The sequence below is a fragment of the Chryseobacterium echinoideorum genome (assembly GCF_007474535.1).
Lineage (GTDB): Bacteria > Bacteroidota > Bacteroidia > Flavobacteriales > Weeksellaceae > Chryseobacterium > Chryseobacterium echinoideorum.
Genome location: NZ_VKNW01000008.1, coordinates 91,758 through 115,875 on the forward strand (window position 1 = coordinate 91,758; position 24,118 = coordinate 115,875).

Annotated in this window: 17 protein-coding genes; 2 read left to right on the forward strand and 15 right to left on the reverse strand. The window is 33.8% G+C overall.

Annotation, left to right across the window (positions count from 1 at the left end; translation table 11 throughout):
- Positions 1-149: 149 nt before the first annotated feature.
- The 15 genes from FOL89_RS11530 to proS all read right to left on the reverse strand — a co-directional run bounded on the left by FOL89_RS11530 (position 150) and on the right by proS (position 21,414).
- Positions 150-1,586: a helix-turn-helix transcriptional regulator gene (locus FOL89_RS11530; protein WP_185146971.1), complete on the reverse strand. Its 1,437-nt coding sequence runs from the start codon at positions 1,584-1,586 to the stop codon at positions 150-152.
- 487 nt (positions 1,587-2,073) lie between these two features.
- Entirely contained in the window at positions 2,074-3,570 is a 1,497-nt protein-coding gene (locus FOL89_RS11535; protein ID WP_144282952.1) for a hypothetical protein, read from the reverse strand.
- 627 nt (positions 3,571-4,197) lie between these two features.
- Entirely contained in the window at positions 4,198-6,072 is a 1,875-nt protein-coding gene (locus tag FOL89_RS11540; RefSeq protein WP_144282953.1) for an FISUMP domain-containing protein, read from the reverse strand.
- 436 nt (positions 6,073-6,508) lie between these two features.
- Positions 6,509-7,495, reverse strand: a complete 987-nt coding sequence (locus tag FOL89_RS11545) for a hypothetical protein (protein WP_144282954.1) — start codon at positions 7,493-7,495, stop codon at positions 6,509-6,511.
- 959 nt (positions 7,496-8,454) lie between these two features.
- On the reverse strand, positions 8,455-10,086 hold the full coding sequence (locus FOL89_RS11550) for a helix-turn-helix domain-containing protein (protein WP_144282955.1): 1,632 nt from the start codon (positions 10,084-10,086) through the stop codon (positions 8,455-8,457).
- A 957-nt stretch (positions 10,087-11,043) separates the two neighbouring features.
- Positions 11,044-11,919 (reverse strand): helix-turn-helix domain-containing protein, encoded by an 876-nt coding sequence (locus FOL89_RS11555; RefSeq protein ID WP_185146972.1) that lies wholly within the window; start codon positions 11,917-11,919, stop codon positions 11,044-11,046.
- Between the two features lie 84 nt (positions 11,920-12,003).
- Positions 12,004-13,119 (reverse strand): alanine racemase, encoded by a 1,116-nt coding sequence (locus FOL89_RS11560; protein WP_144282957.1) that lies wholly within the window; start codon positions 13,117-13,119, stop codon positions 12,004-12,006.
- 1 nt (position 13,120) lies between these two features.
- Positions 13,121-13,567, reverse strand: a complete 447-nt coding sequence (locus FOL89_RS11565; RefSeq protein ID WP_144282958.1) for a GNAT family N-acetyltransferase — start codon at positions 13,565-13,567, stop codon at positions 13,121-13,123.
- An 11-nt stretch (positions 13,568-13,578) separates the two neighbouring features.
- Positions 13,579-14,487 (reverse strand): universal stress protein, encoded by a 909-nt coding sequence (locus tag FOL89_RS11570; RefSeq protein ID WP_144282959.1) that lies wholly within the window; start codon positions 14,485-14,487, stop codon positions 13,579-13,581.
- Positions 14,488-14,711: 224 nt separating this feature from the next.
- Entirely contained in the window at positions 14,712-15,062 is a 351-nt protein-coding gene (locus FOL89_RS11575) for a prevent-host-death protein (RefSeq protein WP_144282960.1), read from the reverse strand.
- A 131-nt stretch (positions 15,063-15,193) separates the two neighbouring features.
- Complete coding sequence (gene dnaJ, locus FOL89_RS11580) at positions 15,194-16,309, reverse strand: molecular chaperone DnaJ (protein ID WP_144282961.1); 1,116 nt, start codon at positions 16,307-16,309, stop codon at positions 15,194-15,196.
- Positions 16,310-16,411: 102 nt separating this feature from the next.
- Positions 16,412-16,948, reverse strand: coding sequence for a nucleotide exchange factor GrpE (locus FOL89_RS11585; protein ID WP_144282962.1), 537 nt, complete (start codon positions 16,946-16,948; stop codon positions 16,412-16,414).
- 131 nt (positions 16,949-17,079) lie between these two features.
- Entirely contained in the window at positions 17,080-18,408 is a 1,329-nt protein-coding gene (locus FOL89_RS11590; protein ID WP_144282963.1) for an Nramp family divalent metal transporter, read from the reverse strand.
- A gap of 110 nt (positions 18,409-18,518) precedes the next feature.
- On the reverse strand, positions 18,519-19,811 hold the full coding sequence (locus FOL89_RS11595; protein ID WP_144282964.1) for an OmpA family protein: 1,293 nt from the start codon (positions 19,809-19,811) through the stop codon (positions 18,519-18,521).
- Between the two features lie 127 nt (positions 19,812-19,938).
- Positions 19,939-21,414, reverse strand: a complete 1,476-nt coding sequence (gene proS / locus FOL89_RS11600; protein WP_144282965.1) for a proline--tRNA ligase — start codon at positions 21,412-21,414, stop codon at positions 19,939-19,941.
- A 147-nt stretch (positions 21,415-21,561) separates the two neighbouring features.
- On the opposite strand from proS, the gene FOL89_RS11605 reads away from it, so the two are divergent.
- Positions 21,562-22,608 carry a prolyl-tRNA synthetase gene (locus FOL89_RS11605; RefSeq protein WP_144282966.1) on the forward strand — a complete coding sequence of 349 codons (1,047 nt, stop codon included), beginning with the start codon at positions 21,562-21,564 and terminating at the stop codon, positions 22,606-22,608.
- 30 nt (positions 22,609-22,638) lie between these two features.
- On the forward strand, positions 22,639-24,066 hold the full coding sequence (locus FOL89_RS11610; protein ID WP_144282967.1) for an OmpP1/FadL family transporter: 1,428 nt from the start codon (positions 22,639-22,641) through the stop codon (positions 24,064-24,066).
- The last annotated feature ends 52 nt before the right edge of the window (positions 24,067-24,118 follow it).

Sequence of the window (24,118 nt, forward strand, 5' to 3'; positions counted from 1 at the left end):
TTACTGTAAAATTGTGTAAGTTGTTGAAAATTAAATAAATGACGGATTTTGGCTGTTCCATTTTTTTTCCAAATCAAATTCGTTTTCTGATCTCTTGATGCGGATCAGAATGGAATGTGTAAAAGTGTTCAACGAACAATATATGAATGTTATAATTCCTTCATTGAATTCAGCCATACAAAAAAGTCTATATCTGTTGATAGATTTAGTTTTTTGCGTAGGTTATACCGATTGCTTTCTATTGTTCTTACAGATTTAAAAGTATATTCAGCAATCTCCTTGTTTGAGAATCCAAGAGAAATGTAGGCAGCGAGAGTGATTTCGGATGGTTTAAGATTGGGATTAATCTTCAAAATATTATTGTAAAATTCTGGATAAACTTCCTGAAATCTCTTTAAAAAATGCGGATTGTTTTCTTTCGCCAGAACAATTATTTCTTCAAACGAAATATTTATCATCTGTCTCATCTGCTGGGTTTCTGTCTCTTTTTCCAGAAGAATTTTCTTCGAATCTAATATTATTGTTTTTCGCTTTTTCTTTTCCTTTAGGTAGTACAATAAGATAAAAAACAATAAAATAATTGATATTGATATTATAATATAAATCCATCTGGACAAAAAAATATTTTTGTCTTGTTCTTTATTCATCATTAGTTTTAAAGCAAATGCTGTATTATTCTTATCCTTACTTGCTCGCTCCTCAATTTTTTTAGTATAAATTCCTAAATATTTTTTTTCTTTTTCAGAATTTCCTAAAGATCCATATAATTCAGATATTTTTTTATATACAGTAATAAGGTAAACACTACTTTCTTCCTGAAATTTATCAATATCTTCAATGATTTTGAGATAATAATTAAGGGATTTGTTTTTTTCATTTATTGAAAGATAATAATCACCCATTGCGTAATAATAATCTGCGAAAAAATATTCTGTCTGGTATTTACTGAATAAATTATAGCCCTTTTCAAAATAAAATAGGGCAGAATCTCCTTTTTTCTTTTCTAAATATACACTACCTTGATTTATATATACGGAATACAATTGGTGATATACTATTTCTTCTGGCAGAGTTTTTAAAACCTTTATTTCAATATTATTATATTTAAATACCGAGTCCAAAGATTTTTTTTCTTGATAATAGGTATATCCGATATTTCCAAACGCTGAAGATGCAATTTTTAATATTGTACTATTTTTTTTTTCTCGCTGAGATTGTTTTATAATATTTTCGCTTATATTTCTGGAAAATTCGTATAGTCCAAGATTATAATAATTATTGCCTTTAATTTCCAAAAGGCGTATTTGCAATTCCAAATCAGATTGCGTATACTTTTCGTTTAGTGCCTTTTCTATATAAGAAAAACTTTGTTTGTATAGGCCAATGACAGCACTGGCTCTAGCAACCAAGTGGTAAGATTTGGCCAAAGCTTTTGAGTTCTTAGATTCTATTGCTAAGTCATTAGCTTTCAATGCATATTTTAATGACTGTACATTTTTTGCCTTCTGATAAAATTGTTCTGCTCTTTCTGTACATTCATCAAATTGAGCGGATTGATCCTTTAGATCGCCAGTACGGTAGTCCATTTCTGATTTTTGTGGGAAAAAGAATATTGAGAAGAAAAAAAATATGATAGATGCTTGTGAAGACGACATAGTTATAAGTTAAATAAACATAGTGATGAAATCAATCTTATTTAAGATATTATATCTTAAAAAAACAAATAGCAAACAGCCTAAAAATTGACACGCACATTTTCAAATCTAAGTTAATGTTTAATACTTTAAATATAACAATGGAGTTGTTTAAATTTTAAATTTTTTGATTAGTCTTAAGGAAAACGCCAAAAAGTGCAGTTTCTTCCAAGTAATATTAAAAAAAGTATAATTTCTTATAACTCTTTTCAGTCTGTAATGATATTACAACAATGATAAAAATATTCCTACTTTACTTTAAAGTTAAGTAAGACAAAGAAGTCCTTAAAAAAGATTTTGCAAATGATTTTATTTAATTAAATGGAGAGTGTTGTTGGAAAACACTCTCTAACTAATTGAATTGGTAAAAACATCATTATCACAAGGGCATATAGGTTATAAAAATTGTAGACCCTGAACTTGTTTTATAAGTTGTATTTCCCGGTTTCAAACATGCAGTTGATACACGTATTTCAGCTCCTGTATTCAGAATCACACTTCGAGTAATTGAAGTTGTCCCACTACCACCATTCCAACGATCTCCAATTCTGTTTAATGATTTATTTCCAGTGTATAGACCTGTGATGCAACCGACAGTACCATTATCTCCAATCGCAATATCTTCAAAAATTGTAACTAAATCAACCGTATACACGCCCCTCTTTTTCACACGGTAAGTGGTATTATTCAATTTTTCAATGTAGTCGGTGTAGATTCTATCAGGTTCTCCTTGAAAGACCAAAGGTCTGTGTGTATTATCTGTACTATGAGTAACAGTATTACCTGTAGTATCATATAATACAAAAGAACTGGCTGGAGGAAGAGCACTTTTTTTGACGATCCCGTCATTATCTATTACCAGTAATTTATTATCATCTATACTGCCATTAGGTACATTTCTCAAACGTGCGGTGCCGGCAATATCAATCTTTTGAGTAGGTGCAGCTACACCAATACCAATTGAACCGTTTCCCGCAAAATTGAGATTGTTTCCACCTAATGTTAGTGTCCTGTCTTCGGACAGACTTCCGTTGTTCGTATAAATATTAGTGTTGGTATCAATCTCAGATTTTAAAGTGGACGAAGAGACTTTCTTACCGGTTCCGTCACTTTTCAAGACCATTATTCTGTCTGTAGCATCAATAACGGTTTCCAGAGGTACGCTTCTAAATCTTACGTTACCATTTGCATCCAGTGTTTCAGTGGGTTCTATTGTTCCTAGTCCAATGCCGACATTCCCGTCATCTGTAACAGAAAATTGTCTGTAACCATCTACATTCGTAAATCGAACTATAGGTTCTGCTGCATCTATGTTCCGTACTGCCAAAGCCGCATTTTTGCTGTTGGTTGAGCTGGAGCCTATAACAACCTTACCTTTTATACGAGAATCTCCAACGACCTCCAGCTTTTCCAAGGGATTAGCGGTAGTTCCAATTCCAAAATTTCCTTTTCCTGTGAATGCCAGATTAAATCCGTTTAGATTGGCATTACGGTTACCTGTCAAGCTGCCATTATCCTTGTAAAGATTGATGTCATTCCCACTTGCGACCGATGACCCTGTAGAGAATTTCATCCATCTACTCCCGTCAAAGTAATAGTATCCTTCCTGGGTAACATTCACGGTTTTGATGCTGGTAGGATTTGCTGCGGATGTAGCGTATATGACAGTTCCCTGCAGTTGGCTTGTGTAAAGCCCGTCTTTTGCTTTCAGCTCATTCCCTGTTACCTTCGGAGCGATGATTCCATCTGTTTTGGTAAGATCAGAAGGTGATGATTTAACGTCTAAAGTGGCATGTGGATTTTCTGTGTTTATGCCAACTTGTGAGAAAATAAGAGAGGAAGTAAATGTAGATAAGGCAATAATGCATTTTTTCATTTGTGTAAATTTATGTTAATTTTTATTTTGTATTCTTTTTAGAATAACCACAAGACAAACAACAATGATCTATAAAATAATATGCTGATGCTGGAAAAATTATTGTACGTCTTTTGGGTATCTTTTTTCAGAAATAATCCGGCTGCAAATGACCAAATTTCTTCAATCAAGTACAAAAAAACGACTACTTAACGAGTACTTTATTTTTTTAGATAATTGATTATGAGTACTTAAACAAGCGAAAAAATGAGAAGCCTGTTTTGGTTGAAGGGTTTTTACTTTCCATAAGTCGTAACATTATCTTCAATTGTTCTAATCGCTTTGAAGAATATTGTTTGAAAGAGCAAAGGGAAACTTAATTACAAATAAAAATGTGCGAAGGCTCTGTTTTGAGGAATCCAAAAATCTCTGTTAGAAAGTCCTGAAAATTTTTATCCAAAGTGTTGGAATTGTCATTGCTTAACCAAAAAAACAGAGCGCGGGAAAAATTTATCCCGAGCTCTGTAACCTTTTGGCTAATTAAAGGGTCGATATGAATTGTGTGATAATTATTAATTTTAATTTATAACAAAATGGAGACCCGGATTACTCACAGGATAGATCATTTTTAGTTATATTTTACTAATATTACTGAGCGATACACTTTACATTAAATGCTCTGTTACCAGCCTGCATTCCGCCCCCAAGACCCGATTGACCAAGAAAAGCAGGTCTTGTATTGTAAGGGTTTACATTACCTATAGTACTTGTGTAGTAAGTTCCCCCTTGACCTCTTCCTTGAAGATTTCCCGGACCATTTACTGTTCTAAATCCTCCTGCAGGAAAAGTTACTTGTACATTTCCACTTTTGAAGATTATGGCGTTATCATAATTGTTGTCATTTGAACTCCAGTTATTTCCATAGACTTCCAGCGTTGTATTTGCCGCTAATTTCTGAAATTCTGTTAAAGTTGGTAAACGAAATCCGGAAGGACAAGGATCATAAGTTGTATTTTTTACAGGTGAGGTTTCTGTACCTGTATTCCATCTTTGTGTAGGGTTTGCTGGTACGGGCCAGCTAGTATTAAAGCCTGTTATAGGTCCTGGAGAAGTGTATCCAGTTGCAATTACCGCATTTCTTCCATATTGATAGTAATTACCAATCAGAGCTTGTGATTGAGGATTGGCATTGGGATCGAGGTTGGTATTTGCTCCTAAGTTATGCTGCATCCATATCTGTCCACAAATCCTTACTGATTTTTGTCCGTTATGTATTATATAATCATTATTTATACAATTAGCAGATATTGCTGCTACATTGACAGATTTTGTACAGGTTTTATCCGCTAAATTGACTGTAATATTTGTATTTCCGCTAGTGGTTGGAGTTCCGGCTACATTATAAATTATATCCGTTACTGATCCTCCTGTAAAAGTACCTGCCGAACGGGAAAAAGTGAGTCCGTTGACTGTAAAGCTCTCTGCGGGATAAGCTGTTCCATCATAAAAACCTCCGGAATTGGTAAAATACTTTACGGTATAAGTTCCGGTATAAGTTTGTCCTGCTATCAGATTGTCAGGGTTTAAAACCGGTTGATATGACCCTGTATCACAATATAGGGTAAGTCCTGTTATAATACCGACATTCAATGATGTACACGATTGTCCGCCAATGATTATTTCGTTTATTATGATACTGCCTGTTGAATCGGGAATCCCTGAGACATTGTAAACAATTTCACCATTTCCTATTACAAAATTACCGGCATTCCGTGTAAATGTAAGCCCTTTTAATGTAAATGTATCAGCATTATAAGATCCACCATTACCACCGGTATACTGAATTTTTAATACGCCAGAGTAATTCTGGTCTACAAACAAAGTAGTTGGGTTTAGTTGTGCATTACAATTTAAGCTAGTTACTGTACCCACCGTTGGGGTTTGTGGCTCTACGTTACGGGTAAAATTACAAGTTTTTCCTGCTATATTTACCGTAAATAATGCGCTACCAGTTCCTGATGGAGTTCCCGTAATCTGAAAGATTAAATTTCCAGAACCATTGTTTAGGTTTCCAGCTTGTAAAGTAGCGACCAATCCCGTAACTCCTGTGGAATTTATAGACATAGCAGAATATGAACCGCCATTCCCTCCCGAGTATGGAACACTTGTTTCTATTCCGGAAGTGTACGCCGTACCATTGTAAATAATTCCAGAATGAGTAGCAGAATTGCACTCTAAAGAGACAACTGTTCCCACATTTTCAACTGGAACGCCAAAGCAGTTAGACCAAGCGTTATTTTGATAGGCACGCACACATTTTTTGGTGGTATCGTAAAGAATCATACCATTTTGGGGAGAAGATATATTAGTCTCAGGATTTTCCACTCTATTCAGATATAGAGCTTTATTATTGGAACCAAGTTCTAAATCTGAACTTGGATGTGGTGTTTCAGTATTGATTCCTACCTGTCCAAACATCATCGAACTTGCTCCGTAAGCTGAGATGATAAGCATTTTTTTCATCAAAATATGTTTTAAAATTAGTATACAATTTTATACAGCCCAGAAATTTTTTACGAAACTAATTCGTCTAATTCTTGACTCTAATACTGCAAAAATATGATGATTAAAAGGTGTTATCCTAAACTTACATTGGCAGAATTCTGGAAATGTGCAAAAATTTAAACTTTAAAACATTGATAATTAATATCTTATTGTTTTTTGTAATTTTTGGTGTGCTATCAATTTGGAAAGATAGTTTGGTTCAAAGACACACTTCTCACAGCAATAAACATTGTATATTCTTCCTGAGATTTGAAAAGATATACATCCATCCATTACAAAAAACAACAAATATAATTTTCTATATTGTTGTCATGTATATTGGATGATTCCAAAATAATTGAAAATGAGAGCTGCTGTTTTGCTGTTACACATGATATTTTTTCTTATAGTGATCTTACAGAGCTGTAACACTAAATAAAGCTTTAAAGTCGGAAATATTTGCATATGTAAAATTTGTTGGATAAGATATGCCTGCATTGCTTGATGCTGAAGCATTGGTTCCGTTCAGATAAATGACTGTATTTAATGTATCACCTGCCGTTAATGTAACCATACCGGTCACTACGACGGAGTAGCGTAAGATTGATTGTCCTGGTGTTGCCCATCTGATTGTCGCATTATCCATTATATTGATACCTGCTGAAGGGTTTCCAAAACAGTTTTTTCTAATTTCAAGATTTACAGGATAATAAAATCCCGTCTCATTCCTGTCGGGTGCTGCATTTGGCATAATGTAAGCGGTAATGAGGTAAATTCCTGATTGAGATACTGTGTAAGTGCCGGTAGTGACATCAAATCTATTGTTAGGATCTGTCACTATATTATCAAATTTTTGAAAAAATCTCTGATTTACAAATGTTCCATTCATTCCTCCATTGTTTATGGAAGTGTTGCCTGATAATGAGTTGCTTAAAGAGATTGATGCTAATGTTGCAGAAGCAGGATTGACTGGTCCCCATTCTGTTGCTCCTGAATCATTAGTTTTTAACACATAACCGTTTGAAGGCGCGTTTGAAGGCAGAATAATTGAACGGTCGGTACTCAGATTTGAAGGAGCTTTTAAAGATACCGAGTTGGTACCATTTGAGGAATCTTCGTAGAAGTTTATGGATGAAGCATTTCCAGCCAAGTTTGTGTTCACAGAAATGTTTCCTGCGACATCTAATTTTGCAGAAGGAGTTACAGTTCCTATTCCTATTTGCCCATTACTCGTAATCACTACATCATTAATTTGCTGGGTTGAATTTGGCATTCCAGTGTTTGGATTGTCTTTGTTCCCATCAACATGTAATACTTGTTTAGGGTTTTCTGTATTAATGCCTACCTGCGCAAATGTAATGGATGAAAGTAACGTAAATGTAAAAATAATCGTTTTTCTCATGATTTTCTATTTAGTATATTTTTAATTATTATCTTCAATTTTTTCGTTGTAATCGTTTGGTCTATTACTCTGGATAATTTAATTATACGGATGACGATATAGAGAAATCACAACTTATATAAATCAGGTTATTGCTCAGCATTTATTGTAAGAAAGGTCAACATCCATTCAAGGACAGAATAAATAAAGCCCTTAATGCTATCTAAGTTTTGATTCATTTTCCATCTAAATATCTGCATACAAATTACTGAGATTTATCTGTCTAACTACAAAAAAAGCACTACTTAAGTAGTACTGTTTTTAATTAATGATTTGATATATAGTAATTTGCGTTTTAAGAATGTGTGTAAGTTGAAATTTACTAAAAAAGATCTCATAGGTTTTTGTAATTAATGAGAAGTAGTTTTATTTCCAAGTATTTTCAAGCGTTGTTAAAAAAGTATTTAAATCTAACTGTATATTATATGAACAAGGCTTTACACGATCAAAATTGATTTATCTTGTAAGAATATGGTTTTTCTACATTCTTTACTTTGCTTTTAAGTAAATTGTGAGATCCAAAATTTTTGACAATGAATTGAAGAAACTTTTCCTAATCCATTTTTTGTAGAGGTTATAAGGTGACAAAATTGTTTATTTGTTGCATTTTGTACTGTGACAAATTACAGATCGGGACAACTCTGTCCCATTTTCTGTAATTTTTTCGATCAGGTTTTATTCCTGTCTGCTTATTTATAATGACATTGTGTTTTAATATATTAAATACTTTTTGTAAATATAAGTTTAAGTACAATTAAATGATCATAGCGTGTTTTTAATATAATGAAATAGTATATCTAAATAATCATTTAATATGATTTTAATTCAATACAAATATATCGGTGCTCCATATCGAATCCTAAATTTTCATTGACAGAATTCCGGAAAGTGGCAAAGTTTTATTTTTATACTTTTGATAATCATTTACTTATGTTCTTGTTTTGTTTTTGTGAAAGTTGGGTTATAAATTCTGATGGGGACATACCTTGTTCCTGTTTAAAGATATGGGTAAAACGACTTTGGGATGAGAAACCTGATATTTCGGATAAATAGCTTATTTTATAATTCAAATACTCAGGATGATTATAAATCTTATCCACAATAAAATTTATTTTAAGTCCGTTTACATAATCATTAAAACTTTTGTTGCGATGAATTTTGAGTATATAATTAAGATACTTTGTGTTGGTTTCAAGGATTGTTGCAAGATTTGATTGTGTAAATCCTTTTTCGGTAAACGCAGTTCCTTTTTCAAAACTTATTAATTTAGACAAAAGGACTTTTTCAGTTTCATCAGAAATTAACTTGGTGTTTGTCTTAAAGGAAGTTTCAGGATCCGCATCTTTTTCTGATAATTGATGAACGGCGATCTCCAAATTATTGTCTTCCTGTCTTTTTTTTCTTTCTTCCAATTCTTTTACAATTTCTTCAAACCTTATTTTTAGTTCTTTTTTCTTCCGACGCATTTTAATAAACTGAAAGTAAAAAATCGCTGAAAATATAGAGAAAACTCCCAGAATGGAAAACACAGTAGTGGAATTATGTTTCTTTAACAATTTTTTTTCCTGTTGCTCCTGATTCAATATGGATTTAACAGCAAACTGAATATCTTGATTATTATTATCTTGAAGTTTTTCGTATTCAATGTGATAAAGTTCTGAATACTGATCTCTCTTTTGCTCATTGCCAATCTTTCCTGAAAGCTGATATAGATTTTTGTAAATTTCCGCTTTATTAGGAACATCATCTATCTTAGAATCCTTTATATTAGCTATGGCTTTCTCGTAAAACGAAATAGTTTTTGGTATATTACCTATCGCTTTATAATAATCACCAAATGATTTTAAGTTTGGGTATTCGTATTCTATACCCTTTTTTACCATATTATAACTTTTATTAAAAAAGTAAAAGGCAGAATCATAGACTTTCCTGTTCAAACATACATCCCCTTTAACCATGTAAATATTATACAGTTCTCCTTCTGCAAATTTTTCCCGTATCTTCATAGACTTATTAATATATCTATCTGCATTATCATAATCTTTCATTTTGATCAAATTAGCAGCTATTCTAGCTTGTATACGAGATATTGTCCTTTGATATTCATGGTTTTTTTCATCTTTAGGAACAAAAGATAAAATATCAGAGTATTCATTAAATTCCTGTTCAGGTAAACCCATTTTTCCATAATTGTCACCTTTAAATTCTTTGAAAAGAACTTTTAAAACGTGATGGTCAGCTGTTGCCGGTTCTTTGAGACCCTTGTCTAAATAAAATAAACTTTCCTTATACATATTAATAGAAAGTAAGCATATTAGATATGATTTTGCTTTATTAAAAGAATCTCCATACTTTTCTGAGAGTAGGGAAGCCTGCTTGGCATATCTCATTGAACTTACAGCATCCCTAAGTATATACTTATCAGAGTTATCCCATAGATTCTGAATCTCTTGTTGTCGCTTTTCGTCTATCTGAGCAAATAGAAATTGAGACAGTATAGAAAAAATAATAATGGTAATTTTTTTCAAAAAAGAATTATAATTTTTTTTCATATCTAAAAATAATTGTAAATAAATTTCACGAGTCAAGTGATTCGAAATAGAACTGTTGATCGCCGGTATAATATACTTGTAAGTTCAAATAAGATTCTTTTCAATAACACATTTAACGGGATCGCAATAATCAGATTACGGCTTTCTAATGTTTATTCAGAAGCAAAATATTTATCCCGGAACGAATAAAAATATGGCATCACGAATAATGGTAAATGCATCATTGTCAAAACAATTATCTGAATTTTGTCTTTTAAAGTCTACAGAATTAAATTAAAAATAAGAACATTAAACATTAATAATTTACTAGACTTAAAACTGCTTATTAATATTTTATTAGGAGTAGATTTCTATAAATTTCTTCTATTACAATCATCTTGATCGTTGAAATTGGAGTGCCGTTTTCATTATATAGAAATGTCTTTCTGTGATTGATTTGTTCATGAAGCCGATCTGTCTTTTTATTCCATAGATTTATCTTAGTGCATTTCCTGCAAGCTGTGAATCGACCGTAAGAGTTGGTGAGAAGGTGTTATTATATTTTATCTGGAAATCATGCATTGTTTGCTACATTACTTCGTACCTAGCGTAGGTCATTAACTTGAGTAAAAATATTGCACGACATGACAACAGCATAGAGAGTATTAAATCTTTTTTCATCATTATAAATTTATCAATTGTATCGCAATTTAGTAAATTTACTTTTAAATTGTTAAATCTGATTCTAAATAAAATTCAAGTCACTATAGATAATATCAACGATCAGACTTTTTTAAGCGGAAAATTCTGGTTCAGATCATTCTCTACGACAGAGTTTCGGTGAGAAGACTGGGCTTCTCTCTCAAACTTTAGATCAGCTACAAAAGTGTTCAAAAATTGCAGCTTTGAGTTCACAATATTGCCTTTTTTAGCGGTTTTTTTTAAGCTTGAGTATAGATTAGCAATCAAATCTTGATTTTAAAGATTGAGCATCCTGTACTGTTGGGGAGAATATTTTGTAGCAGATTTGAAATATTTTCCAAAATGAGAATTGTCGTTAAATCCAAGCTCGTAGGAAATCTCTGTGACAGAAAGTGTTGTATGGAGGAGAAGTCTTTTTGCTTCTAGTATGACCCGGTTTTTAATCATCTGACCAGCAGAAATATCCATATTTTCTTTGATAAGCACATTTAGGTAATTGGGAGTTAAATTGAGCTTTTCGGCATATTTTGAAGTGATTTTCAGTTCTTTATAGTATTGGTTTACCAGATTGCTGAAGTTTTCCACAATTTCTTTTTTATGATCAGGAGATTTTTTACCACGATTTTGTTTATTAGAATTTCTGATATATTTTAAAATAAAAACTTTCAGTAAAAGACAGATTATTTCTTTTCTAAGTAACTTATTTCTGTCGTATTCTCTCTGCAATTCCTCAAAAGTTTGGTATATATCTTCTGCATTATCGGTGGATAATTGAATATAAGGTATCAAATCATTAAGAGCTGTGTCGCTTTTGATCACTTTATTTCCGGTATAGATATAATTGTAAAAAGATTTTGTGAATAAAAGCGCACTTCCTTCAATATGCTCAATGTCTTTAAAATGATATACCTGATTATAGTTGATGAAAAAAAACTTTTCTGATTGAAAACCAAATTCCTGATGATCAATCATAATAGATCCATTTGCATTTTTTAAAAGTAAAACGGCATAAAATTTATTTTTAAAATGTGAATCTGAGCCTGAATATAATTTTCCTGCAAACTCTTCAAGTGGCATAATGATAAAATCATTTCGCAATGGTGATGGACCTTTGAGTCTGCTTAAAGTTAGGGATTGAATGGTGTGATTCAAAATTTTTATTTTTTTCTTCATCAAATATAAACATAAAAAATACCATAATTGCTTATGGTATTGATTGTATGAATAAGTAAGGTATTAATTAAGGTGCTCTAGTATTTTCAGATGCTTTGCACTGATTTTCTTTTCAATTGCTTTATCTACATATTCTGAGTTCATGGCACGTAGAACTGCCATATAATTCATGCTGAATTCAATGGTATCTCCGATGTGATAATCATTACCATTATCTGCAAGATCAAGAATCATCATGTCTGAGCTGGCTCCGATGATTTCAACTCCGGACGATTTAGGTTTTATATTTTTAGGATCAATATCTAGAATACCTACATCAACAATGGCTCTAATTGAGGTTTTACCTTTGTTTTTTTCATCATGTACAGGAGTTTCGCCGGTAAGATTAGTACCCGTTTTTCCTGTAGGGATCATTGGTTTTTCTACAATTTCGATAATTTCGGCTGTAAGTTTAAATACATCCTGATACATGCCTTTGATTACAGAATCATTGTAAACATCAGTACCGAAGAATAAAGTTTCACCAATCCTGAAATGATTGATCCCTTCAGGTATTTTATTTTTAAAAATAAGAGGAATGGTAACAGAAGACCCTGCCGATATAAAAGGAATTTTCGTTTGATGAGCCTGTTCAATAACTTTCTTAAAACGATTGAGTTCTGTTAATTTTTTCTCATCCGGAAGAATTCCGTTGAGACAGTTGAGGTTAGTTCCTATTCCAACCACTTCAATATTAGGCATTTTTACCACTTCACCATAAAATGAAGAGAGATTTTTTACCATGATACCTTCTCTTAATTCTCCCATTTCCACCATGATCACAATTTTATGTACTTTATTTTGTTTGATGGCTTCTTCAGAAAGAGCTTTAATGGTATCTAACTCCGTATTAAAACTGACATCTGCATATTTAACGATGCTTTTAGCAAGTCTTTTAGCAGGAGGTTTAATGTAAACCGTTTGTGTTTTTGGTGAAAGATCTTTAATGTGGCGTAAATTCGTCAGCCGGGAATCACAGATTTCTTTATCAAAGATTTCCAGAAGACTTTTAAGAAACTTTTCATTACCGCAAAGAAGTTTTGCAACAACGGCCCATTCGATTTGGTTTTCTCTGAACAGCTCGTTGAGGTAATTGTAATTATGAAGTAATTTGCTGGTATTTAAAGTAATGTATGACATTTTATTTTTTTAATCGCATTTCAAGATATTTACTGGAAAATCCTAGTTTCCGGTAAAGATGTATTGCCGGATTTTCCGGTTCACAATGGAGTGCGATATCTCCCTGTGAAGAGTCAATAGCATATTGCATCAGTTTTTTTCCGATGCCTTTCCCCCTTACATTCTTATTGGTAGCAATGTATACGAGAATATTTTCAGGAATATATCCGCCCATTCCGGTGTTGTTAATGACAACAGCTCCTGCAAGATCATTTTGATCTTCGTCTCTTGCAGTAATCACAATACCGCCCGGCTTGTTGTTATAGCCTAATGCGTAGTCGACAGCATCAGAAATATCTTTTTCCGGATCACCGTATTGTTCCAAATGTTCGAAAAGAAACTGAATGATCTCTTTTTTTTGATTAGCATTGGGTTGGTTTTCATCTGAATATTTTTGTAATGTTATCATAAATTTTTGTTTTATCCCGGAGAAGGCAGAGTAATATCAATGCCTATATTATCATCGGTTTTTCTTTTATTAGTCATTCGTTTACTTTTTAAGAAAAATAAAGGAATATCTGTATTGTTAATAATTTGTTTAAAGAAATTTTCCATAAAAAATGACTTCCAGCTGTCTTCATCTTTATAATTAAGAATGATAATATCAGCGTCATCTTCTTGAGAAAATTTTGAAATCTGAGTAGCTTTGCTTCTTGTCATTAAAAACTGCGAGTCATAGTCTTGTGCTTTAATCGCAATATTTGTCCGCGCTCTTTGGTAAGCATCTTTGATTTTTAATAAATCATCTTCGTTACTTATTCCCAGAAGGCTAATAACACCTTTGTTTTTCTTTGCAATGGCAATCGATATATCTATTTTATCAGTTAGGTCTTCCAGAACTCTTACAGGCACAAGTATTTTATCAAAAGCATATTTTCTGCAATTTTCAGGAACAAGTAAAACAGAACTGTTGGTTTCCGTTAAAATTTGATAAGAAAGTGAACCTAAAAATAGCTGTGTAAAATTTTGCTGTCCAGAGCTTCCGCAGATTACAAGATCTACAGATTCCAGATCAATTGTATCATTAATCGCATGGATTAAACTATCATTTTTAATCATAGTCTGCAATTCCAGATCAGGATACTGTGACTTTACAGATATTTCAAGTTCACTGAGTGCAAACTCTGTTTTTTTATAATTTTCATCAATGGTTTCTGCACCAATTACTTGTTTTCCTGTTCTGTCTATGATGGTATGATTGGTAATATTGTGAAGTAATATGACTCTCGCTTTATGACGCAGGGCAATATTTACAGACATTATGACTGCATTCCGTGATTTCTCGGTGAAATCGACCGCGACTAAGATTGTGCTGATAAAATTCTGCATTTGAGGTTAGAATAATTCTAAAAGTTAATATGCAAAATTAGGTAATCAACGTTTCAATTGATGTGAAGAATGAATGTATTTATGGTATGATTTATCTTTTTTGAAATTATGTTCTGAAAGATATTGATGGTTATTAAAAAAATCTTTACTATAGGGTAAAGATTTTTAGCTTTATATGATTATCAAATCAAAATTTAAAAATTCTATTAAATTTCATTTCATTTTTAACTGAAATTATAATTGATAATGACAAGTCTTAAAACGAAATGCACAAAATCTTCGTCAGCCTTATTTCTGTTGATAAGTCTGTTTTTATAATCATAAGAGGTGAGTGTCTTGATCAAATTTTTATAAATATCGAAATCTTCACCCTTTAATTTTATTTTTACGAATCCGTCTTTTCTGTTGATAATCTGATCATCCAAAGTTCTTACTTTTAGGATAACCTCACACAATTTAGCACCCTTTCCGGTATATCTTTCAACAATATTTACCTTAAAAGCATCAAACAAAATAGCATGAAATACAAGATTGGCGTTAGATTCCGGTGTTCGAAGCTTAAGCTGATAATTCATTTTGAAATATTTTAAAAATGCGCATCGAAAATACAAAAAAATCCTCTAATTGTATTGGATTTTAATCATATTCCTGAGCATTTTGTGTTATGTTTTTAATACAAATGATAAAGGCTTATAAAGCCTATTCTTTAGTTAAATAAATCTTTTACTTTGTCAAAAAAAGTTTTTTCTTTTCCGGATGGTTCTGCAACCATCTCTCCGGAATTCATTTGTTTTTCAAAAAAATCTTTTTGCTCTTTTGTGAGTTTTTGCGGAGTCCAGACATTAATATGTATAAACATGTCGCCTTTTCCATAACTGTCGATACTAGGTAAACCTTTTCCTGCCAATCTTAAAATTTTTCCGGATTGAGTTCCTGCATCTATCGTTATTTTCACCTTTCCACCAACGGTAGGAATTTCTTTTTTAGTTCCGAGTGCAGCTTCAGCAAAAGAAATATATAACTCTTGGTGAAGATTGTCACCCTCTCTCTTTATCGTCTGATCAGATTCTTCTTCAATAATTACCAAAAGATCTCCGGGTACTCCTCCAAAAGGAGCATCATTACCCTTTCCTCTTACATTCAGCTGGATTCCGTCTCTGGCTCCTGCCGGTATATTAATGGTAACTTCTTCTTCATCTCTTATTAAACCCTGAGCATTAGCTCCTGCCGGAATTTTATCAGCTACTTTTCCGATTCCCTGACAGGTTCCGCAGGTAGTTTGGGTCTGCATCTGTCCGAACATGGTATTCATTACCTTCATCTGTACACCGGAACCGTTACATGTAGGGCAGGTTTTTGAAGTAGCACCTTCTGCCAGTTTCATTTTTTTTACCTTGAGAGTTTTCTGGGTTCCGTTAACCATTTCATCAAGGTTTAATTTTATTCTGACTCTCAGATTAGAACCTTTTACCTGTTGATGACCGCCGCCTCCTCCAAAGCCGCCGAAGCCACCTCCAAAAATATCTCCAAACTGGCTGAAAATATCTTCCATATTCATACCTCCGCCAAAACCGCCTCCACCAAAGCCACCGTTTCCGCCAACTCCAGCGTGACCAAATTGATCGTATCTGGCGCGTTTTTGCTCGTCGCTCAGCACTTCATAAGCTTCTGCAGCTTCTTTAAATTTTTCTTCTGCAACCTTATCTCCCGGATTTTTATCTGGGTGATATTTAATCGCCATTTTTCGGTAAGCTTTTTTTATTTCGTCGGCACTTGCAGATTTGCTTATCTCAAGCACTTCGTAATAATCTCTTTTTGACATGATATATTATAATTGATGATAGATAAATGATAATTGATGATTTTAAAATTCGGATGTGAAATTCTTATCAATTAATCACTCATCATTTATCATTAATAAATTTTAGTTTCCTGTAACTACTTTAGCAAAACGTATTACTTTTTCTCCTAAAGTATACCCTGTTTCAATAATATCTACAATTTTACCTTTCAATTCTTCAGAAGGAGCAGGGATTTGTGTAATCGCTTCGTGAAAATCTACATTAAAGCTATCTCCGGCTCTTACCTCCATTGCTTTAAGCCCTTTTTCCGTCAGTTTGCTTTTGAATTTATTATAAATCAGTTCCACGCCTTGAAGATCTGCTTCATTTCCGGTCTTTGCAATCTCTTTTATTGCTCTTTCGAAATCATCCAAAACTCCCAGCATAGAAATCATCATATCTTGATTGGCGTACTGAAAGAATTCCATTTTTTCTTTGGATGTTCTTTTTTTATAATTTTCAAATTCTGCATACAGTCTGATGTAACGATCTTTTTCTACTGCCAAAAGTTCTTCGGCAGAAGGAGTTTCTGTCACATTTTCTTGTTGAGTATCTTGAGTTTCGTTTACGTTTTCTTCCTGTTTATTGATGTTTTCTTCGTTGATATCCTGATTTTCCATATTTCAATAACTTTTTACACAGAGGTTTGTCAAACATTCTGCCAAAGAGGAAAAAATGACAATAAGGCAGATGTGAATGAATATTCATTGTCATTCATGACTCAAATTCTAGAAATATTCCTGAAAAATGATTATAAAAATGTCTGGAGTAAAAGATAGATATTCAGAAAGATGATAATAATTGAAATGATCCAGACAGAAATTTTAAGAAAAGGTTTATTAGCAAACTCACCCATTTTTGCTTTGTCATTCGTAAACATCACAAGCGGCACCACTGCAAAACTTAACTGCATCGAAAGAATGACCTGACTTAAAACCAGCAAATCGGTAGTTCCCTGTTCTCCATAAATGATAGTAACAATTAATGCAGGAATTACAGCAATTAATCTCGTAATTAATCTTCTCAGCCAAGGTTTTAGACGGATATTCAGAAACCCTTCCATTACAATTTGTCCGGCAAGTGTTCCTGTCAGTGTTGAATTTTGTCCGGATGCAAGAAGCGCAATTGCAAATGCAATACTTGCCATTGAAGCTCCTAATATAGGAGTCAACATTTTATAAGCATCATGAATATCTGCTACATTTTTATTGCCTGTAGTGTGAAATGTTGCAGCTGCTAAAATCAGAATAGCGGCATTGATGAAAAAAGCAATCAGTAAAGAAACTGTACTGTCTAATGTGGCAAATTTTATGGCTTCTTTTTTTCCTTCATGATCTCTTGTGTAATCTCTTGTCTGTACAATACTGCTGTGAAGATAGAGATTGTGCGGCATGACGGTCGCTCCCAAAATCCCTATTCCGATATACAGCATGGCAGGATTGGTAATAATCTCTTTTTGAGGAACCAGACCTCCTAAAATTGCATTAATTTCTGGTTTTGAAATTATAATTTCATATCCGAAGCAGGCAAGAATAATGAAAATCAGACCGGCAACAATACTTTCTATCCAGCGAAATCCTTTTGCCTGAAGGAGTAAAATTAAAAGCACATCAATGGTTGTGATCACAATTCCCCACGTAAGCGGAATTCCAAATAAAAGATTGAGCGCAATGGCAGAACCAATGACTTCTGCCAGATCGCATGCTGCAATAGCTATTTCGCAAAATACCCAAAGAATAAAATTTGTTGTAGGTTTAAAATGGTCTCTGCATGCTTGTGCTAAATCTCTTTCTGCAACAACACCAAGCTTTACAGAAAGATGCTGCAAGATCATTGCAAAAATATTGGAAATAAGAACAACGGAAAGTAATGTATATCCAAACTGTGCTCCGCCGGCAATATCAGTTGCCCAGTTTCCCGGATCCATATAACCTACGGCAATCATCAGACCCGGACCTGCAAAAGCGAGATATTTTCTCCAAAAACCAGATTTTTTTGGTATGGAGATGGAAGAGAATACTTCAGGTAAAGAGTTGGATGTTTTTTCTTTTCTCCACCCATTTTTTATATTGAGACTCATGTTTTGTTAGAATTGACTAACAAATTTAATTAAATAAAGCAAATAACAATATTATTTATAAATAAATCCTGAAAATATTTTTCAGGATTTATTATGTATAAGAAATTAGATTATTTTGTAAACCTTACAGACATTTTTCTGTCAATGGCTCTTTCATCATTCGAAGCACTTGCATCTACTGTGGCAAACTCGCTGCCATATCCGTCTGCAGATATTACCTGTGAACCAACTCCTTGTTGAGAAAGCCAGTTTTTTATATAATTGGCTCTTTCTGCAGAAAGTTTTAAATTTTTAGCCTCATCACCTGTTTTATCTGTATAACCGCCAATTTTTATTTTAGCTTCAGGAAAAGCTTTAAGAATGGCTACTAAATTTTGCAGCTGACTTTCTGATCCTGCTTCCAGTTCATTAGCGCTTCCTATTTTAAAGTTTACATGATCAAAATCATACCATTTGTTCTTTAAAGCTGCATCGTCTTGAGCATTAGTATATCCTCCGGATTTGAGGAAAGCGATCATTTGCTCTTCCATTCCACCTCTGTAGCCCTTCAATGAGGTTCCGTTCAGATCAATGTCTTCATCAATTCTTCCGGAATCTGTTACATTATTATTGCTCTGAATTGTGTCATTGGTTGTTGTCATAGAATCTCCCGAAACCGCTGTTGTCGTTGTTGTTTCTGTTTTTCTGCATTGTTCCCATAAGAAATAAGATGCGGCAAGAAGTAAAAGTAGAGGTAAAAGCCATTTCCAGATTGATCCACCTTCAGAAGATGTTTTCTTATCGGGAAATGTTCCGGTCTCTGCTGTACTTCTGGTAACTTCTACATGAGGTGTTTTTTCTTCAAATTTTTTGGTAGCCGGGTTTTCGTTGCCTTCAAAAGCATAACCTTTTGCCCAGTCTCCTACATTCAGAGAGGCTAAAGAAAGTCCTGCGGGAAGTAATGTTGAAACAACTCCTTTCTGCTCATCGAGCAACGAAGAAATTCCGTTTCTGTCTAAATTGTTATCGGAAGCATATTTCCCGATTGAACCTACAGTTGCTGCGGTAACAATATTAAGTAATGATGAGGATGAATTATTGCTGATTCCCGCATATGTAGCAATACTATTGATAATCCCGCTCAGTTTTTCACCAAAAATTGATGATAATAATCCTGCTATAAATGAATTTCCTGAGGTAACTCCCGATAAATTACCCAAAATTCCGTTGGATGAAGAGTTGGCAATAGTGTCTATAACAGTAGGATTTTCAGAATTATTTGCTAATCCGCCGACAATTACAGGTAGCATACCGGAAATTGCTTTTGAAACTCCAGCTTCGCTTTCTCCTAGTTGAGATGCAGTTTGTGAAACAAGTGCAGCACCTAGCTGCCCTTTAATAAGATCAATAATGTTTAAAGCCATAATAATTTATTTTGAAAATTAATGTTATTTAAAATTAAACAAAAATTTATCCAAATTCGCTTTAAAAATAAAAAATCTTTAAAAATTCTTAAAATTTTTAAAGATTTAATAATATTATGTTAAGTTTCTAATATGCTTTAGCGAACAAAACTCTTCTTTTTGACGTTTTACCGCTAATCATAGAAATTCCTTCTTCATGATCATCATTTAGAGGAATACATCTTATTGTCGCCTTGGTTTCTTCTTTTATTTTCTCTTCTTCCTCTTCTGTGCCGTCCCAGTGAGCGTAGATAAATCCGCCTTTTTCTTCAAGGGTTTTTTTGAATTCATCATAGGAATCTACTTTTGTAATATTTTCTTCTCTGAATTGTAAAGCTTTTTGATAAATATCTTTCTGAATGGTTTTTAATAAATCTTCGATATGAGAATCAATCCCTTCTAATGGTCGTGTTTCTTTGGTTAAATTATCTCTTCTTGCAATTTCTACAGAGTTGTTTTCAAGATCTTTCGGTCCGATAGCAATTCTTAAAGGAACTCCTTTAAGTTCATATTCCGCAAATTTCCAGCCCGGTTTATTTTGAGTATCGTTATCAAATTTTACTGAAATTCCTTTTAATTTTAATTTGTTTTGGATATCTAATGCTACTTCACTGATTTGACTCAATTGTTCTTCACCTTTAAAAATAGGAACAATAACTACCTGAATTGGAGCTAAAGTTGGTGGAAGTATCAATCCCAAATCATCAGAATGAGTCATAATTAAGGCTCCCATTAAGCGGGTAGAAGTTCCCCATGAAGTTGCCCATGCGTACTCAATCTTACCTTCTTTGTTGGTGAATTTTACATCAAAAGCTTTTGCGAAATTTTGCCCTAAGAAGTGGGATGTGCCTGCCTGTAATGCCTTTCCGTCCTGCATTAGTGCTTCAATGCAATAAGTTTCATCAGCACCCGCAAATCTTTCAGACGGAGTTTTTAATCCCTGAATAACCGGCATTGCCATAAAGTTTTCGGCAAAATCAGCATATACTTTATTCATTTTTTCAGCTTCTTCTATTGCCTCCTCACGTGTTGCATGAGCAGTATGACCTTCCTGCCAAAGAAACTCAGAGGTTCTAAGGAATAGTCTTGTTCGCATTTCCCAACGCACAACATTTGCCCATTGGTTGATAAGAATAGGGAGATCTCTGTAAGACTGAATCCAATTTTTATAGGTATTCCAGATAATGGCTTCTGAAGTAGGTCTTACAATAAGTTCTTCCTCAAGCTTAGCGTCAGGATCAACGATGAGCTTATGAGGATTATCAGGGTCTGTTTTAAGTCTGTAATGGGTAACAACAGCACATTCTTTAGCAAAACCTTCGGCATTTTTTTCTTCAGCTTCAAACAAGCTCTTGGGTACAAAAAGAGGGAAATAAGCATTCACGTGACCGGTTTCTTTGAATTTTTTATCCATTTCGTCACGCATTTTTTCCCAGATTGCGTAGCCGTAAGGTTTAATTACCATAGAACCCCTCACTCCTGAGTTTTCGGCTAAATCAGCCTTTACAACCAACTCATTATACCACTTGCTGTAATCTTCACTTCTTGAAGTTAATTTTGCCATTAATTTTTTTTTAATATTTTAACTTTTGTAAAATTATGTAATCTAAAAATAAAAATCTATTTTTGATAGATTTTTTATACCGAATTATTGGTATATTTTTGGTACAGAATGCAAATATAATTCAATTTAAAAAAAATATACATTATCATGAAGAGAAATATACATAAAAATTTATTTGGAATACTAAGATCTAAAGGTATTTTAGCTATTTCGAGTGGTTTGCTGTTGATGTCTTGTGGTGCGCAGATGGGAGGATATAGTGAGACGGACGGCGTTTACTACGATCCTAATAAAGATACGTTGCCAGAAGGTGTAATTATTAATAATCAAGGAAATAGAGTAGGCGATTATTACGATTACTATAACGACAGTAATGTCATAGAAAATGCACAGATAAATCAGCAGCAACAAAATAACCGTTATAATAATTGGAGTGATACCAATTTCAATTCATCTGCCACAGATTCTGACTGGGGCAATTTTGCCGGAAGTGAAACCAACTACTATGATAACTCATGGGGTTGGGGCTGGGGAGGAATGATGGGTTGGGGCTCACCTTGGGGCTGGAGCTATAATCCATACTGGGGCTGGGGTTCCGGTTGGGGAATGGGAGTTGGTTTTGGCTGGGGTAGCGGCTGGGGCTGGGGAGGCTTTAATCCTTATTGGGGATATGGCTGGAACAGCTGGAATACTCCTTACTGGGGCGGATGGGGAAATCCTTACTGGGGCTGGGGAACTGGTTACTGGGGAGGAAGTTATTATGCACCTGCTTACAGAAGAAGTGGAGCCAATGGACGATCAGGTTTTAATGGAAGCGCTTTATCAGGATACAGAAAAGGATCTGGATTTAGAAATAATACCAACGGTTTTAGATCAGGAAATACAAATATTGGCTTTAGACAAGGAAATACCAACTCAGGATTCAGACAAGGAACAACAAATGGGGGCTTTAGAAATCCATCCGGAATGAGAAATCCTAATAATGGTGTAAGACCTCAAAGACCAAACTATGACTACAGACCACAACAATCACAGCCAAGAAGAAATGACAATTACAGACCAAGTGATAATGGCGGTTTCAGATCAGGCGGATCCAATTCCGGAAGCAGTGGAGGCTTTAGAGGTGGTTCTTCAGGAGGAGGTGGCTTCAGATCAGGCGGCGGTGGCGGCGGTTTCAGATCAGGCGGCAGATAATATTAATCTTAATAACTATTCTTAAAAATAATGTTAAAAAAATCTTTAGTATTAATGGGTGTTACTGCAGCGTTTTATCTGCAGGCTCAGGATATATCTGTAATCAGAAATTCTGTTGACGTTTATTCTAACACACCAATGACAGGAAATTCAAAATTTAATGCAATGGCTGGTTCAAATGGAGCTTTGGGAGGCGATGCTTCTTCATTGCTTACCAACCCTGCCGGTTTAGGTGTGGCTATTGCAGGTGATGTTTCCGCAACATTGTCTATAGAAAATAACAAAAATACAAGTTCACTTGCAGGAAACTCAATCAATTATAATATTAGCAAAGCAAATATAGGTAATGTGGGAGGCGTTGCGGTCTTTCAGCTTATGACGGAAACTCCGTGGAAATTTATTAATCTTGGAGCTAATATTTCTACTACATCTATTGAAAATTATGTAGAATCTCCGGGTAATACAAATGTTGTAATTGCTAAAAATCTTATTGATGGTTCAGGAAATAATGTCATAGGAAACCTATCTTATCTGGGGCAGGCTTACAACCGATATGGCACTCAAACTAAATTTAATTTAGGTGTAGGAGCGAATTATAATAACTCACTGTATCTTGGTGCAAGTATTAATATGCACTACGTAGATCTAGAACAATACGACAGTGCAAGTTTTGGATTAGATTTAGATAATACTGCTTATACTTTCGATAAACAGTATACTCCTTTTTCTGAAAAATCAAACGGCTTCTCTGCAAGTCTTGGCGTGATCGGAAAAGTGACCAATCAACTGAGATTGGGAGCATCAATTGAAACACCGACTTGGTGGTCTTTGGATAGAATTTATACTGATCATTATACGGGAACAGATGGATATATTTATGCCGATAGTTTTGTAGAAGACAGAAGGTTCAGATCTCCAATGAAAGCTACTCTAAGCGGTGCATTTGTTCCAAGCAAAAATTTTGCTTTAAATGTAGATTATACATTGGGACTTACAAAACCAAGATATAAAGTTCAAGGAGATGCCGAAACAGAATTAAACTCTTTCTTTAGTGACAATTATAAGAATATGTCTGAGATAAAAGTTGGAGCTGAGTATAGAATTAAGTCATTCCGTCTGAGAGGAGGGTATGCTTATAGTTCAAGCCCGTTTGATAATATGACTGTAAGTGCATTTACTAACACAGGTTCTGTTTCGCAGACAAACTTCAGCAATCTGATTTTGGGAGACAGAAATACGATTGGTGCTGGTTTAGGCTACGATTTTGGTAAGTTCTATGTTGATGCATCATATCAAAATATAACCTCAAACTATAAAAATCCTTTCCTCGCAGGATATGAAGATTTCGGAACAGGGTATTATTCTGCGGATTTTGATGTGACAAATCCTGATTCTGTCGTGTCAGACGTAAAAAATGTAAGAAACAATTTCTTCCTGACTGTAGGATGGAAATTTTAAAATAATTGATTTTATAAAAGGCTTCAGAATTACTTTCTGAAGCCTTTTTTGT